The sequence below is a fragment of the Chitinophaga sp. YIM B06452 genome (assembly GCF_039655965.1).
Lineage (GTDB): Bacteria > Bacteroidota > Bacteroidia > Chitinophagales > Chitinophagaceae > Chitinophaga.
This window is the reverse complement of record NZ_JAWLKY010000005.1, coordinates 196266-212779: the sequence shown is the minus strand read 5'-3', so window position 1 is coordinate 212779 and position 16514 is coordinate 196266. Positions and strand designations below refer to the sequence as shown.

13 protein-coding genes are annotated in these 16514 nt (G+C 51.0%); 8 read left to right on the top strand and 5 right to left on the bottom strand.

Features of this window, described 5'->3' with window-relative positions:
- Nucleotides 1-20 precede the first annotated feature (20 nt).
- Together R3I13_RS22460 and R3I13_RS22455 are read right to left on the bottom strand one after the other, a co-directional pair.
- Entirely contained in the window at nucleotides 21-224 is a 204-nt protein-coding gene (locus R3I13_RS22460) for a hypothetical protein (RefSeq protein WP_346320223.1), read from the bottom strand.
- Between the two features lie 112 nt (nucleotides 225-336).
- On the bottom strand, nucleotides 337-792 hold the full coding sequence (locus R3I13_RS22455; protein WP_346320222.1) for a hypothetical protein: 456 nt from the start codon (nucleotides 790-792) through the stop codon (nucleotides 337-339).
- Between the two features lie 205 nt (nucleotides 793-997).
- On the opposite strand from R3I13_RS22455, the gene ftsY reads away from it, so the two are divergent.
- The 8 genes from ftsY (at nucleotide 998) to R3I13_RS22415 (ending at nucleotide 12835) form a co-directional block, all read left to right on the top strand.
- Nucleotides 998-1960 (top strand): signal recognition particle-docking protein FtsY, encoded by a 963-nt coding sequence (gene ftsY / locus R3I13_RS22450; RefSeq protein ID WP_346320221.1) that lies wholly within the window; start codon nucleotides 998-1000, stop codon nucleotides 1958-1960.
- A 168-nt stretch (nucleotides 1961-2128) separates the two neighbouring features.
- Nucleotides 2129-3007 carry a cupin-like domain-containing protein gene (locus R3I13_RS22445; protein WP_346320220.1) on the top strand — a complete coding sequence of 293 codons (879 nt, stop codon included), beginning with the start codon at nucleotides 2129-2131 and terminating at the stop codon, nucleotides 3005-3007.
- A gap of 184 nt (nucleotides 3008-3191) precedes the next feature.
- The gene (gene rimO / locus R3I13_RS22440; RefSeq protein ID WP_346320219.1) at nucleotides 3192-4499 is read left to right on the top strand and encodes a 30S ribosomal protein S12 methylthiotransferase RimO; all 1308 of its coding nucleotides are present in this window, start codon (nucleotides 3192-3194) and stop codon (nucleotides 4497-4499) included.
- 80 nt (nucleotides 4500-4579) lie between these two features.
- Entirely contained in the window at nucleotides 4580-6334 is a 1755-nt protein-coding gene (locus R3I13_RS22435) for a DEAD/DEAH box helicase (RefSeq protein ID WP_346320218.1), read from the top strand.
- A gap of 85 nt (nucleotides 6335-6419) precedes the next feature.
- Entirely contained in the window at nucleotides 6420-8390 is a 1971-nt protein-coding gene (gene glgB / locus R3I13_RS22430; RefSeq protein ID WP_346320217.1) for a 1,4-alpha-glucan branching protein GlgB, read from the top strand.
- A 724-nt stretch (nucleotides 8391-9114) separates the two neighbouring features.
- The gene (locus tag R3I13_RS22425) at nucleotides 9115-10023 is read left to right on the top strand and encodes a DUF4382 domain-containing protein (protein ID WP_346320216.1); all 909 of its coding nucleotides are present in this window, start codon (nucleotides 9115-9117) and stop codon (nucleotides 10021-10023) included.
- Nucleotides 10024-10124: 101 nt separating this feature from the next.
- Nucleotides 10125-10703: a hypothetical protein gene (locus tag R3I13_RS22420; protein ID WP_346320215.1), complete on the top strand. Its 579-nt coding sequence runs from the start codon at nucleotides 10125-10127 to the stop codon at nucleotides 10701-10703.
- 203 nt (nucleotides 10704-10906) lie between these two features.
- Complete coding sequence (locus R3I13_RS22415; RefSeq protein WP_346320214.1) at nucleotides 10907-12835, top strand: ATP-binding protein; 1929 nt, start codon at nucleotides 10907-10909, stop codon at nucleotides 12833-12835.
- Between the two features lie 3 nt (nucleotides 12836-12838).
- Here R3I13_RS22415 and R3I13_RS22410 read toward each other — a convergent pair whose 3' ends face one another.
- Genes R3I13_RS22410 through R3I13_RS22400 form a run of 3 tightly spaced genes read right to left on the bottom strand, consistent with a single transcriptional unit; the run spans nucleotide 12839 to nucleotide 16479 of the window.
- Nucleotides 12839-13498 carry a DUF6766 family protein gene (locus R3I13_RS22410; RefSeq protein WP_346320213.1) on the bottom strand — a complete coding sequence of 220 codons (660 nt, stop codon included), beginning with the start codon at nucleotides 13496-13498 and terminating at the stop codon, nucleotides 12839-12841.
- A gap of 10 nt (nucleotides 13499-13508) precedes the next feature.
- Nucleotides 13509-14267 carry an SDR family oxidoreductase gene (locus R3I13_RS22405; protein WP_346320212.1) on the bottom strand — a complete coding sequence of 253 codons (759 nt, stop codon included), beginning with the start codon at nucleotides 14265-14267 and terminating at the stop codon, nucleotides 13509-13511.
- Nucleotides 14251-16479 (bottom strand): hypothetical protein, encoded by a 2229-nt coding sequence (locus tag R3I13_RS22400; protein WP_346320211.1) that lies wholly within the window; start codon nucleotides 16477-16479, stop codon nucleotides 14251-14253. The genes R3I13_RS22405 and R3I13_RS22400 overlap by 17 nt, the downstream gene beginning before the upstream one ends.
- Nucleotides 16480-16514: the final 35 nt, after the last annotated feature.

Genomic DNA, 16514 nt, shown 5'->3' with positions numbered 1-16514 from the left:
CGGGTAAAGGTTTCGTCTCCTCAATCTTTCCATTCCTTCCGGTCGTTATAAGGAAACTCCCTCTTCAGCAATAACCTGGTTTGTTCCCAATCTATCGCCTGGCATTGTATTTCCAGGAATTCTTCCAGTGTAAGCGGCGGCCCGTCCGTTTCGGGCTTAGGTTTGCGGTGGCAGGTCTTTTTAGGCAGATATCCACTGCCGGTGCGAGACAAATGTTGTTCCATATCAAATTGATTTAGAAAAATGAATTATATCCGGTTGCTCTGACTTCCTCCCGGTAACCCTGCAAGGGTGGCTCGCCCTCACCTGGCAGGAGGCTCTTCCCAAAAAAGTGCCCTAGCTTTTCCGCTGTGCCAGGAAATACTGATAATTTCGTCCCCTCCTGAATTCCTCGTACTGCCCGCAACGGAACCCTTCCAGCCGGAATAGCTCCCCGATGTAGCCCCAATTGGCATTCATGCCCATCTGGTAAAGACGGGTCCTGGCAGGAGTGCTGCCGCGGATCAATATCTTGCCCTCCGGATGCCGGAGCGCAAATTCCAGCGCGGTAAAAGCCACCGTTGCCAGGATCTTGTCCCGGTCCCCGTTATTCGACCGCGCATGATACATATTCTGATCGCCCAGCTCCAGCGGATCCCCGAAACTCAGGCTGTGTAACGTTTCCCCGTCGATCCGTTCGTTCAGCCTTGCGTACCGCACCACCTTCCTGATCCTTCCCCTCGGTCCCTCGCTCCAAAATTCAAATTCCGTAAAATCCCCGTTAGCGCTAAATTCATATCTTTCCAATGGCATCTTTCAGCTTCCATTTAGGTTAACAAACAATTCCCAAATTTACCCCCGCCTTCCCGGTCTTCCCATTTTTTACCCTGATATTATCCCGTCTCCCACTAATACTTTCTCCATTTTTCGCACCTAATACTTCAAATGCAACATTTACCGCCTTTCTCCGCTACATTCTGTATTTTCGCCTACATTATTTATCAGAATCGATTTTGTTATGGGTTTTTTCAATAAACTCTTTTCCCGCGAAAAGAAGGAAAGTCTGGACCAGGGCCTGCAGAAAACAAAAGAAAGTTTCCTCTCCAAAATAGGCCGCGCCATCGCCGGCAAATCTACCGTAGACGCAGAAGTACTCGATAATCTCGAAGAAGCGCTCGTAGCAGCGGACGTAGGCGTGGATACCACCGTTCGCATTATCAGCCGGATAGAAGAACGTGTATCAAAAGATAAATACCTGAATACCAGCGAGCTGAACAGGATACTGCAAGAAGAAGTGGCGGCAATTCTCGTGGACGCGCCACACAGTGGCTTCAGGGATTTTGATGTGCCGGAAGGTAAAAAGCCCTACGTGATCATGGTCGTAGGCGTGAATGGCGTTGGTAAAACCACCACCATCGGCAAACTGGCCTATAACTTCAAAAAAGCCGGGAAATCGGTGCTCCTCGGCGCTGCGGATACCTTCCGCGCCGCGGCGGTAGACCAGCTGACCATCTGGAGCGAAAGGGTGGATGTGCCCATCGTAAAACAGCAAATGGGCTCGGATCCCGCCGCCGTAGCGTTTGATACGGTGCAAAGCGGCGCTGCCCGTAATGTGGACGTCATCATTATCGACACCGCCGGCCGCCTGCACAATAAATTGCACTTAATGGACGAGCTCAGCAAGATCAAGCGGGTGATGAACAAAGTGATCCCGGATGCACCTCATGAAGTGCTGCTGGTGCTGGACGGCTCTACCGGCCAGAACGCACTGGAACAGGCCAAACAGTTCACAGCCGCTACAGAAGTAACTTCCCTTGCCATCACCAAGCTGGACGGAACGGCCAAAGGCGGCGTAGTGCTGGCCATCGCCAACCAGTTCAAAATACCGGTAAAATACATCGGCATAGGCGAGAAGATGGAAGACCTGCAGGTGTTCGACAAGGAAGCATTTGTGGATACACTGTTTAGTTTAAATGGCTGATATTCAAATTAAAATATCAAAAGCCGGAAGTTCTGCTTCCGGCTTTTCTATTCGTGTTATGGCCATCTAACCCCAAAATTATCAACCATTTATACACTCTGCGCTCCGAATGCATCTATTTGTTAAATTTGGTAACATTTTGTTTCACCCTTTTAACAATTCGTGTTTATGCAATTGCAATCCATAGATCGAGTTGAGAACATCACACCAGAAGAATTCAAGACCCGTTATTATGAACCACGTAAACCCTTGATCATTACCGGATTGTCTAAATCCTGGCCAGCTTATGAAAAATGGACCTGGGATTATTTCAAGTCCCTGGTGGGGGATAAGACCGTAGGCGTTTACAATAATGAACGGGCCGGCGCCAAAACCCTCGTGAATGGGGCAGACGACTACATTACCTTTGGTAAATACCTGGATATGATACAACAAGGGCCCGTCCAGCTCCGTATTTTCCTGTTCAACATCTTCCAGCATGCACCCCAGCTGGTGCGGGATTTCAACTGGCCTGACTTTCTTGTAAAAGGCTTCCTTAAAAAATACCCGATGCTCTTTGTAGGCGGTGCAGGTTCCATTGCCCACATGCATTACGACATCGACCTCAGTCATATTCTCCATACCCAGTTCATAGGCCGCAAAAGGGTACTGCTGCTGGAAAACAACCAGTCGGAGCTGATCTACCGCATGCCCATGACCGTGGAAAGCGCTGCCAGCTTTGTAAACTGGAGCGAACAGCTGGACGAGCAGAAGTTCCCCGCGCTCCGCTACGCCAAAGCATATACTACCGTGCTGGAACACGGTGAAACCATGTTTATGCCCGGCGGATACTGGCATCATATGGAATACCTGGACGGCGGCTTTGCCATGAGCCTGCGTGCCCTGGACCAAAGTCTCAGCGGCAAGCTGAACGGCCTGTACCATATTGCCGGCCTCCGCAGCATGAACAACCTGCTGATCAAAATGGCGCCGGAATGGTGGTACCACTATAAGAGGAAAGTGGCCAACGAACGGGCGGAACGCGCCATGCGCCGTATGCATGCCTGAAATTAATGTTATAACAATAAATTAACCCGCACCGCAGCGATAAACCTGTGTAATTCAAATTATTTGATTACCTTTGCGTCTTTCATTAGACCTCCACTTAGGCTCATAGTCACTCAAACAGCTTGCCTGCTGTATTTTCCGAGCGTGTCTGCGTGTCTTCGTGGCAAATTCTAAAAATTGCTATTTGAAGACTAGAACTTTAAAGAAAGACAAGGTTAATATTATAACGCTGGGTTGTTCCAAGAATATGGTTGATTCCGAGGTATTAAGCGGTCAGCTCAAAGCCAACGATATCGACGTGGTGCATGAAAATGCCAAACGCGACCATAACATCGTGGTAGTGAACACCTGCGGTTTTATTGACAAGGCCAAAGAAGAATCCATCAACACGATCCTGGACCAGGTGGAATTGAAAAGCAGGGGTAAGCTGGACAAGGTTTTTGTGACCGGCTGCCTCAGCGAACGTTACCGCGGAGACCTTGAAAAAGAGATCCCCGGTGTGGACGCCTGGTTTGGCACCATGGAGCTGCCTCTCATCCTTAAGAAGTTTGACGCGGATTATAAAGCGGAACTGATCGGCGAACGTTTGCTCAGCACCCCGTCTCATTACGCGTACCTGAAAATATCCGAAGGCTGCAACCGCACCTGCGCTTTCTGCGCCATTCCCCTGATGCGCGGTCAGCACGTGTCCAAGCCCATCGAGCAGGTGGTGGCGGAAGCGGAAAAGCTGGTGAAAAGCGGGGTGAAGGAGATCATGCTGATTGCGCAGGAGCTGACCTATTACGGTCTTGACCTGTACAAACAACGCCGCCTGGCCGAGCTGCTGCATGCGCTGGCGGACGTGAAGGGGCTGGAATGGATCAGGCTGCATTACGCCTATCCCACCAAGTTCCCGCTGGAAATACTGGACGTGATGCGTGAAAGGGATAATATCTGCAAATACCTGGATATGCCCCTGCAACATATTGCGGACCCCATGCTGAAAGCCATGAAGCGCCAGATCACCCGAAAGGAGATATTCGACCTGGTGCAGACCATCCGCGAAAAAGTGCCCGGCATCTGCCTCCGCACCACGCTGATAGCGGGTTTCCCGGGTGAAACAGAAGAAGACGTGGAAGATGTGAAACGTTTCCTGGAAGAAGTGCGGTTCGACAGGGTGGGAGTGTTCACCTACAGCCACGAGGAAAACACTTCCGCGTACGAGCTGGAAGACAATATTCCTGCCGAAGAGAAAGAACGCCGCGCGCAGGATATCATGGAAACGCAGCAGGAGATCTCCCTGGAAAAGAACCAGGAGAAAGTAGGAAAAGTATTTAAAGTAATCGTAGATAAAAAAGAATCCGGCCGTTACCTGGGCCGCACGGAGTTCGATTCGGTAGAGGTGGATAATGAAGTGATCATTAACACGGACAAGAAGTTGAAACCCGGAGATTTCGTACAGGTTAAAATTACCAAGGCGTTCGACTATGACTTGGAAGGAGAGCTGGTTTAAAATGGTTTACAACTGATTGACACCGGCGTATTGATCACCCGGCCTGTTAAAACAACAAGCGGGCCACCGAAAAAAATTAAATGACAACATTCGAATCATTAGGACTGCAGGACAACCTCCTGAAAGCAGTAACAGACCTCGGTTTTGTGAACCCCACACCGATCCAGGAAAAAGCCATCCCCGTATTGCTGGGCGGCGATCGGGATTTTGTGGGCCTGGCGCAGACCGGTACCGGTAAGACCGCTGCTTTCGGCCTTCCCCTGCTTCATCAACTGGATCTCAAGATCCGCCAGCCACAGGGTCTCATTTTGTGCCCTACCCGTGAGCTGTGCTTACAGATCACCAACGATCTCAAGAATTTTTCCAAATATCTCGGCGACCTGAGCATCGTAGCCGTATATGGCGGCACTGCCATCGGCCTGCAGCTGCGTGAGCTGAAACGCGGCGCCCACATCGTGGTAGCCACGCCCGGCCGCCTGCTGGACATCATCGAGCGCGGCGCCATCAATTTCGATAACGTTCGTTACGCCATCCTCGACGAAGCGGATGAGATGCTGAACATGGGCTTCCAGGAAGACATCAACAGCATCCTGTCTAACACCCCGGAAAGCAAGACCACCTGGCTGTTTTCCGCCACCATGCCCGCTGAAGTACGCCGGATCGCCAAGAACTACATGGAAGATCCGTTCGAACTGACCGTAGGCAGCAAAAACAGCGGCAACGCCAACATCGAACATGAATACTACGTGGTGCGCCCCCGCGACAAATACGCCGCGCTGAAACGCATCGTAGACTTCAATCCCGAGATCTTCGGCATCATTTTCACCCGCACCAAGATAGAATCACAGGAGATCGCAGAATCCCTTATCCGCGACGGTTACAATGCAGACGCACTGCATGGCGACCTCACGCAGCAACAGCGCGATAAAGTGATGAAACGCTTCCGTGAAAAATCCATCCAGGTGCTGGTAGCTACCGACGTAGCCGCCCGCGGCATCGACGTGGATAACGTAACGCACGTGATCAACTACGACCTGCCCGACGACGTGGAGAACTACACCCACCGCAGCGGCCGTACCGCGCGCGCAGGCCGTTCTGGCGTTTCCATCGCCATTATCGGCGGAAGGGACATCGGTAAGATCCGCCAGATAGAGCGCGTGATCGGCAAGAAATTCGTGAAAGCGGAAGTGCCCGATGGCTTCGCAGTATGCGAAAAACAGCTCTTCGCCCTCGTGCATAAGGTGCACAACGTAACCGTAAACGAAGAACAGATCGATCCCTACCTGGGACGTATATACGAAGAATTCGCGGACCTGTCCAAAGAAGACCTGATCCGCCGCTTCGCTTCCCTGGAATTCAACGAATTCCTGGAATACTACCAGGATGCGCCGGACCTGAACGTGAAGGAAGAGCGCCGCGGCGACGAGAACTCTATGAGCAACCGCTTCTCCGGCAAGTTCACCCGCCTGTTCATCAATCTCGGTTCTGTAGACAATTTCACCCGCGGCGACATGCTGCGCTTCATTTGCGACAATACCGGCCTGCGCGGCAACAAGATCGGCCGTATTGACCTGAAAGGGGTTTATTCCTTCTTTGAAGTAGAGAACGATGTGGTGGAAAAAGTACAGCAGAGCTTCACTAAAGTGGAATACAATGGCCGTTCCGTAAGGATCGAGACCAGCCAGGACGGCGATAAACGCAAGTCCGGCGGCGGTTACCGCTCGTATGGCGACAAGCCCCGCAAAACCTGGACCGGCAGCGAAGACGGTGGTTTCCGCCCGCGCCGTGAGTTCTCCAAGAGCGGAAGCGGCGGTTTCCGCGGAAAACGTTCATAATCATCATCATGATAAAAAAATTAACCCGCAGGCGATAGTTTGCGGGTTATTTTTTACCTTGTAAGGAAAGCACTCTCTGCAAGGTATGGCGACCCAACAAAAGAAAAATATCATTCCACGCGATGAAGAACCCTTCCGTAAGCTGGAACCGGTAGAACCCTTTTCATTATTCTCCGCGAAGGATATCCAGTTATTCCAGGAAGGCTCACACGACCGGCTGTATGAAAAATTCGGGTCGCATGCGCTGACATATGAAGGCGTGACCGGTACTTACTTCGCAGTATGGGCGCCCAACGCAGCTTTCGTTTCCGTGATCGGCGACTTCAACGGCTGGAATACCTACAGCCACACCCTGTTCCCCCGCTGGGACAAATCCGGTATCTGGGAAGGGTTTGTGCCTCACCTGAAGGAACATACTCTTTACAAATACTTTATCCGCTCCAACTCCGGGGAAGAGCTGCGCAAAGGCGACCCCTTTGCCAATTTCTGGGAAGTGCGGCCCAAAACGGCTTCCGTGACCACCCACCTGGAATACAAGTGGAAAGACGCTGCCTGGATGAACAAACGGGCTTCTAAGAACAGTCTCAAAAGTCCTTTTTCAGTGTACGAAATGCACCTCGGGTCATGGCGCAGGCCTGATCCGAATAACCATGAGGTATTTTACAGTTACCGTGAAATAGCCGCCATGCTGGTGCCTTACGTCAAAGACATGGGTTTCACCCACGTAGAGTTCATGCCTGTTATGGAACATCCGTTCGACGGCTCCTGGGGGTACCAGCTTACCGGTTTTTATGCACCCACCAGCCGGTACGGGACGCCGCAGGATTTTATGGCGCTGGTAGATGCCTTTCACCAGGCCGGCATCGGCGTGATCCTGGACTGGGTACCTTCCCACTTCCCGTACGACGAGCACGGCCTGTACCGCTTTGATGGCAGTCATTGCTACGAATATGCGGATATGCGCAAAGGTTTCCACCCGGACTGGAACAGCTATGTATTCAACTATGCCCGCAACGAAGTAAAGTCATTCCTGCTCAGCAACGCCTGTTTCTGGCTGGACAAATTCCACATAGACGGCCTGCGCGTGGATGCGGTGGCTTCCATGATCCACCTGGATTATTCCCGCAAGGCCGGCACCTGGGAGCCCAATGTTCACGGCGGCAACGAAAACCTGGAAGCTATCGCCTTCCTGAAGGAAATGAACTCCGTCATCTATTCCCGTTTCCCCGATACGCAAACGATCGCCGAGGAATCCACTTCCTTTTACGGCGTATCCCGCCCTGTTTTTATGGGCGGCCTGGGCTTCGGCATGAAATGGATGATGGGCTGGATGAACGACACGCTGGACTATTTCAAAAAAGACCCGCTTTTCCGGAAATGGTATCACAACCAGATCACTTTCAGCATCATGTACGCCTTCAGCGAGAACTTCATGCTCCCGCTCAGTCATGATGAAGTAGTGCACGGCAAAAGCCCGATGATCTACAAAATGCCCGGCGACGACTGGCAGCAGTTTGCCAACCTCCGGCTATTGTACAGCTACATGTTCATGCACCCCGGCACTAAGCTGCTGTTTATGGGCGGTGAATTTGGCGATACAAAGGAATGGAACTTCAAATCCGAGCTCGGCTGGGACCTGCTGAAACATCCCACCCACAGTGGCCTTCAGCAATATGTAAAAGCCCTCAACAAACTGTATACCTCCGAACCCGCATTATATCAAACCCAGTTCGACGGGAAAGGCTTTGAATGGATACACCTGGCCGACCAGGAAAACAGCATTCTTGTTTTTGCCCGTAAAAACGAAAAGGGAGAAGTGCTGCTCGCCGCGCTCAACATGACCCCCGTTCCAAGAGAAGATTATCCCATCGGCATTCCCTGGGGCGAACCGTTCGAAGAGATACTGAACAGCGACTCCCCGGAATTTTACGGCAGCGGGGTCGTTAATACAGGCGTCATTAAACCCGTCCCCGGCCGGTTTGGCAAACCCTACGATATTCATTTAAGACTCCCGCCCCTCGGCGCTTCCATCCTTCGGAAACGGACAAAAGAATAATTTTTATAAAAAATAAACCGGGCTATGTTCGTTGCGGATGAATGGCAAATTTTTATAAAAAATAAACTGGGCTGCGTTTGCTATGGCTGTGGGCACAGCATTTTTTATAAAAATTTGCCATTCATCCTCGGTAGTACCATAAAAAATTAGTGTCAGGCCAGGAGGGTTTCTTTGATCTTTTTACTTACAAAATCCTCTATTAACAAATACACTGCTATCAGGTCTCATGACCTGATAATGAAACTATCGGTATTACTCCTTTACTTCTACTTCCTTTTGCTCCCTTTGACTTTTTTTCTTCTTCCCCAAGAAAATGATTCCTCAAATCATTTATTATCAAATACTTGATTCGCAAACAGCAAGGGTTTATCCATTCCTCCGCCCATCACCGCTGCACCTCTTGCAGGTGGAGTTGTTAGGAAATTTTCCCAAAAAATACTGTGCACATTGCCATTAGGAACACAGCCCAGTTTATTTTTTGGGAAAATTTTCTAACAACGGAACAACGGTTTAAACTTTTGGAAGTTGGGATGATCTAAAGGAGTGCCGCAATAAGGAACTGTGAGGATGCGTTTTTAAGTAGCCATTATCTGAAATACAACGACAATACAACACGGACATCATCCGGACACCATCCAATCTATGGACATTATCCTGATGATGCCGGACACTATAAGAGCTTTAACCGGGTTGAAAAACTATCACTCTTAAACCATTCTTTATTATGAAAAACATGTTCCGTAAAATGGGCCTGCCGGTGTTGTTGTTGGGCGCCCTTTCCATTATCATTTACGCATGTACAAAAAATGATTCCGCCGCACCTGAAAAGGTCCCGGAAGGTATGCAAAAGGTTAGCCTCAGACTGACAGACGACCCCGGCCTTTTTGACCAGGTTTTAGTTGACATCCAACGGGTTGAAGTGCTCGTGGATACCTGCTCCGACAACAACGGCAGGGGCGACGATGACCGCTGGGACGACCGCGACCGCTGCGGCTGGTGGGAAGACTGGAAAGACAAAGACAGGGACAAAGACTGCGAAGTATGGGATACCCTCGACATCAACCCCGGCGTATACGACCTGCTCGCCCTCCGCAATGGCGTAGATACCAGCCTGGCCAACGGCTATGTACCGAAAGGCCGCATCGAAAAGATCCGTATCACCCTCGGATCCAACAATTCCCTCGTTAAAGACAGCGTAAGCTATCCGCTCAGGTCTATCAACGGCCAGGTGAAAATACTGATCAAAGTAAGGCATGAAGAATGGGATGAAGTTACACCCGATAACCTCCAGCTCTGGCTCGACTTCGACGTTCAGCGTTCCATCATCCAGGTAAGCAGGGGCAAGTTCATCCTCAAACCCGTTATCCACGTGTGGACCGTACGCCAGACAGGCTCCGTTTCAGGTAAAGTGTTACCGACAGATGCCCAGGCGGTGATCACCGTATACAACGATCTCGATTCCCTCTATGCAATCCCCGGGCGGCAGGGCGAGTTTAAGGTACGTGGTCTCAAAACAGGCACTTACAGCGTATTCGTGAACGCAGGCAACGGGTATAAAGACACCACGGTCACCGGCGTTAAGGTAGAACAGAATAAGGATACAAAACTGCCGGTCATTACACTCAGCAAATAAGCTCTCATAACCTACATTTCCAGGTAAAAGGCTCCGGATGGGTCCGGGGCCTTTTACATTTGAAGAAAAAGATTAATTTGTGATCATAAATCCATCCTCCTGTGAAAAAAATATCATTGTTGATCATCTGCTGCTGTATTGCAGTGTTTGCCTCCGCTCAATCCGCTGCCAATCAAACGGATGCAAAAAAACGTAAACAGGGCCCCTGGGTGGAACAGGTGCCGCCGCTACGCGGGGAGCCGGGCTACAGCTGGGAAGGCATTTATAAAAATGACCGTAAGGAAGGCGTATGGAAAAAATATTCGGCAGACGGTGACGTGATGGCCGAAGAAACCTTTAAGAACGGCGTGCTGGATGGTCTTTGCAAATACTATTACCCCAACGGCAAAGTAAGCGCCGTCGGCAATATGCTTTCCGTAGACATCGACGGACAGAAAGATACCATCGTGGTAATAGACCCCGTGAGCGGGCAGGAAACGCTGACGGAAGTAACACGCAAAGGTTATTCCGTAAAACACGGCGAATGGAAAGTATACGACGAAGACGGCGTGATGATGCGTGAAACTTACGAAAGAGGAGAGCTGAGCAATTCAGTGATCGGCAACAGGCCGAAATCGCAAACAACTCCTTTACCCCACGAAGCCGCCACTGGCGGCAAAAAGAAGAAAGGAAAAGAATAGAATCCGGGTGGGATCTTATTTCGTATATACCACGTCGGAACAGAAATCTATTATTTTTAATGTTGAGCCCTTTAGAACCTATTTGACCAAAAACTAAATTGCACCCGGCCGACTCATATCCTTGGCCTGTGAAATGAAAAACCGTTGTAATTGGCCGGGCCCCTGGATTTCCCAGGACGTTTGTTTTATAAAACCTATTCGTGATGATGCGTTTTTTATCCCAATCATTCCGCGCCCGTATGCAGCAGGTATACCGGACGGGCATCCTGCAAATGTCAGAAAAAGAAGAAGCAAGGAGGATCAGAGTGGTGAACGTTGTGAGCCTGGCATCAGGCATCCTGGTTGCCGTTTATGGCATTGCATTCTACCTGCTGCTCAGTTCCCTGCTGATACTGATACCGGCGGTTTGCTTTTTCTGTCCTGCCTTCTTTGTCATGATCTGGCTGAACGGGAAGCAGCAGTATATGGTTTCCCGTATAGGCGCATACGTATTATACATCCTTGTGATCCTGTATTACGGCGCCATCCTGGGGAGGGTTACGGAAGTGCAGCTGCTGGCGGTGTTCATGATGAGCATTGCGCTGCTCATCTGGCGGCCGCAGGAAAAAGTGCAGCGTTTCATATGCGTTTCAATGCCAATTATTTGCCTCGTAATCCTTGAGTTTATTTATTACTTTCACCTCGTAACGTCCTTACCGTTAAGTCAAACTACCCAGAACATATACCGCTGGATGGTGATGCCGGTGGTGCTGTTCCTCAATTACCTCGCTATCAGCCTGTACCAGGATAATATCATGGACCTGCTGCGGGCGCTGCGCAGCCGGAATACTTCTCTTGCCAGCAGCCGCCGGGAAATTGAGCGGCAGCGCAGGGAACTCGAAAAATACAGCAAAGAGCTGGAGCAGCTGGTGCGCGAGCGTACCTTTGCTCTCGTAAAAGCCAATACAGCCAAAACGCAGTTCATCAGCGAACTGAGCCACGAGATCAGAACGCCGCTGAATACCCTGGCAGGGCTGAGCGAGCTGCTTAGTGACGAAATGAGCAGGCTGAATACGGCCACAGGCGCACAGGCGCGGCAAATGGCCAAGAGCATGAACGCTGTGAGCCACAACATTATAGAACTCGTAAACAGTGTTTTAGAATTGTCAAAGATAGAAGCTGGAACCACAGAGGAACCAAGGCCTGAACCTTTCTCGCTGAAAGAATGGCTGACCCATACCGTGAGCATCTACCAAAGCATCGCCAGCAAAGAGTCCATCCTCATACACCTGGAGATAGACAGCCGCTTCCCGGAAATGATCCTCTGCGACAAGATGATGCTTGGCCAGGTGGTGAATAATATCCTCTCTAATTCGCTGAAATTCTCTTCCGCCGGTAAGAACATCAGGGTACGCTGTTTTCACAAACAAACCACACTTTTCCTGCAGGTGTGCGACGAAGGGAAAGGAATTACAGACGGCCAGATAGACGCGCTCTTTGAACCGCTGGAACAGGGTGACAGCGAGCTGTACCGCGAGTTTATGGGCAGCGGCCTGGGGCTGGCCATCGCCAAACGCAAAGCTGAGAACATGGGCGGCAACCTGAGGGTGAGCAGCACGCCCGGGCAAGGCAGCAATTTTATCATCACACTGCCGTTGCTGGTAAGCGAAGAAGTGCAGGAACTGCCCGCCCAACCTGTGGAACTCCCCAAACTCCCTGCTGATTCCAAGATACTGGTAATGGACGATAACGACATCGACCATACGATCATGAAACATTTCCTGGCCCGCCTCGGCGTTACGCAGGTATGGTTTGCGCACGACGGCTCCGAAGGCATTGAAATGGCGCGCAGGCTGAAGCCGGACGTGATCCTGATGGACCTGCACATGCCTGTAATGAACGGCCGGGATACTTTCCTTTACCTCCGCAAAGACGAGCAGCTGCAACGTATCCCGGTGGTCGCTGTTTCGTCCAACGCATTCAAGGAGCAGGAAGCGGAGGTGATCGGCATGGGCATGGACGGCTACCTGCGCAAGCCCGTGGAACCGAGAGTGCTGCATGCTATCCTGGAAAAATTGCTGCGGTACAACGCTGTGCACATCCAGGCAGCGCTCAACGGCTTAAAGGTTGAACAGGCCGATCCCGCGCTGTAGCCATCATTTCCCTGTTTCCATATGCGGCGCATCCACCGGCTTTGATTCCGGCGAACCCCACTGGCGCAGGTAAACAGAGAGAAACACGATAGAGGCGACAGAAAGGAATTCACTTTGCCAGTTCTGGAACGACTCGAACCAGAACTTCGAATTCAAAATATATTCCGCCGCAGTAGCGGTGGGTTTGTTTTCACTGACCTGCTCGATGTTGTAATGCCCCAGGCTGCCTTTGAAATGCAGGCAGAAAGAAACCAGGAACAATACCAGGAACGCCAGCGACAAAGAATGTTTATACAGCTTCAGCCAGAAGCCGCCTTTGTTTACCGGCCAGGGCGCATCCGGGCCGGGTTTGGGCTCCCGGTCCACATCTTCCTTCTTATCCGGGTCTTTGGATTCTGCGGAACCGATCTGCCGCAGCCATACCGTGAGCACTACATACATGGCCATTTGCAGGAACTCGCTTTCCCAGTTCTCGAAAGTTGCTTCCAGGAAATGAGGGCTGGTGAGATAGGCGGCAAAGGAGATCTTTTCCATGCCCATTTTTTCCAGCTCATCATTGAATTGCTCCAATCCTGTGTAGGCCTGCGCTGCAAGGCAGATCACGAGCATGCTCACGAACGCTATGGTCAGGCTGTTCAGGTACAGCCAGGAATGTTTTTTCATGTTTGAAGGTTTAGATCAGTTGCAAATGCGGCCGGATCTTCACTTCCACCACATCGCAGCGTTTGGGCTGGGTAAGCACGTACAGCACGCATTGCGCGATGTCTTCGGCTTTCAGCATTTCCATTTCCTTGGTCTTTTCGCGATGGTCTTCAGACGAGCCGGGCTGCATGTTTGTGCCTACGGCGCCGGGCTCTATCAGCGTTACTTTTATGCCCAGCGGGTTCACTTCTTTGCGTAATGCTTCAGAGAAGCCTTGTATACCTGCTTTGGTGGCCACGTATACGGAGCTGCCTTTTTCCCGTATATCCGCGCTCATGGAGCCGATGTTGATGATATGCCCGCCGTTCTTGTCTTTCATGCGTTTTACTGCTTCGTGGGTGCAGGCCATGTAGCCCAGGAGATTTACCTGGAGAATGTATTGCCAATCGTCGTAATTCCCTTCCATGATGCTTTTGTAGCCGAGTGACGCATTGTTTACCAGCACATTCAGCTGCCCCAGGAAGCCGTCTGCCTGCTGGAAAATGAAATCGATATCGTCTTTGCGGGAAACATCGGCAATGACGCCCATTACTTTATCTTCCAGGGCATTCTTCGTAAATTCTTCCGTCACGTCGTTCAGCTCTTTTTCGTGGCGGCCGAAGAAAAGGATCTTTGCGCCATGTTCGGCCAGCAGCAATGCCGTGGCCCTTCCAATGCCGGTGGTACCGCCGGTGATGAGCACTGAAATGCCTTCCAGGATCTTACCGTGTATGTCAGGTGCGTTTTCCATGATGTACAGATTTATTTAGTTCAACAGTTATTTTCTGGTTGCCGTGTATGTCCACTACGAGCCTGCCTTTACTGTCGGCCGACGGTGAATACACGGTAGTATGCCTGCCGCGTTTGCCGGTTATTTTTACCGACTTCAGCGGCTTGCCGTTCACTGAATAAAGAAGCAGGCGGCAGGTAAGCCTTTCGTCGCCCTGGACGGCGAAATGCATGCTGCCGTTGGTTCCCGCTCTGAGGTTGGTGGCGGGGTAATCTATGAACAGCATCACTTCTTCATTGCGCAGCTTGAAATAATGCCGTGGCACGATGGCAAAGGCAAGTCCTGCGCCGTATACTTCCTGGCCCACGGTGCCGGATTGGTTCCAGCCGAATTGCAGGTCTTCCAGCGGGATCCACAGCCGGTTATCTACCTCGCCCATTTTCGGTTTCCTGCTGATCATTTCAGGCGGCAGTGCGGGAGGGTAGTAATAAATGGACCTATGCAGCAGGTACCGTATATATTCAGCCAGCAGCATGGATACGGCGGGCAGTATTTCCACGCCCTGTGCCTGCCGGAGGTAATCATGGAAGGCGCTGAAGCCCTCCAGTTCTTCGTATACGGCGGTATACGGCGCGTCGTTCAGCGGGAAGAGGGTGAAAAATGTGCTGAAATGTTTGCCGTTACCATACTGGCAATCCCAAATCGCGGTATTGCGCATGAGGTTGGCTATGCAGATATAACTCAGGCGCAGGAAACTTTTATCTCCGGTGATCTTGTACAGCTTCAGCAACGCGCCGGCGGAAAAAGCGGTGTTGTTTGCCTGGTAGAACAGGTTAAAGCCTTTGCCTTTCAGTGAACGCGCCGCCCTTTTTGCTTCAGTGAGATATTTATGTTCGCCGGTGAGCTCGTAAGCCTGTATGAGTATGTGCGCATAAATGCCGGCTACGTCTTTTTCGCCGCCCTGGCCGGGCTGTGTGTCGGCTTTTATCACTTCCAGGGTGTCCAGGTTGTAAAATACGGGCCATTCATATTTAAAATGCCGCGCCACTTTTATGACAAATTGCAGCGACCGGAGGAATAATACTTTCGCGTGTTTATCGCCTTTCCCCGCCAGCCGGCCGAGGTTCAGCATCGGGTGGTGCAGGTACCAGGAATCCATGACCCGCTCTTTTTTATGCTCTTCACTTTTATCCAGCTTATCTTCCCGGGATGGCAGCCAGCGGCCGATCGCTTTTATCCTGTCGTCAAAAAATGCAGGAAGGCCTTGTTTCATGATGTTTACGAGCGTGATCTCTTCCCTGCTCCATTCGGCATAATCCATCAACGGCAGCAGCACCGCCATTTGCACCATGGTTTCCGGCGGGGTATCATAATCGCTCACGTAAGCGTTCAGAAATGCGTTTTGCTCAAACTGCTGCCAGCAGCCGGGGTTGAGCTGCAGGTTGTGCAGGGATCTTTGCAGTATTTCGGGCCAGTCGTGGTAGTCTGTTTCAGGCTTTGGAAGATGATGATACACTTCCGAAAGCATTTCCAGGAACTGTTCCGCTTCCTCGAATTCCGTTTTCGGGATCTTTTCGCTGAACAGCAATGTAGCGTCTGACAGCACATATTCTTTTCCTTCCTGTAAAGGCTGGTTGCCGGAAGGCAGCGCGAATCCTATTTCAGGCCACTGCCCGCCCACAGTGTCTGCAGCTTCGGTATGCGTCGTTTCGTTGTAATCCTGCAGCGAACCGAGATGCTGGAAATACAGCACGGAACCGATAGCGGGTTTGGTGAGGCTGAAGAATATCAGCCCGGAGCGGGGGCCTTTTTGTGAAATATGCACCCGGCCATTGGGATGGGCAGCCTTTCCCAGCATTACGAGATCGCGGGGCCAGAACGGGAACGTTAATGGCTGTAAAGGGATAAAGCTCACGGTGCAACGGAAGAGTGGAATTTTCCCCGGTTCGTACTTTATTTGTACAAAATGTTGACCGATAGGTGATTCCAATTGAAATTTAACGCCTCCCGCGAAGATTTCCGATCCGGTCAATTGTAAGCCCGCCTCGGGCGCGTAAGCCGTTCTTACCGCGATGCCACCGCCTTTAGGCCACTTGGTCTCCAGCCACAACGCATGGTCTGTAAGCTGTGCCTGTATGGAGTATCCGTGTAAAGAATAATTGTAAACTGTTTGGGCCGAAACATCCGTAAGCGTTTTGTAGACAGCCGCATACCAAGGTGAATATCCGTTCATATTTTCTTCCGATTGTTACGACTATTGATTAAAAA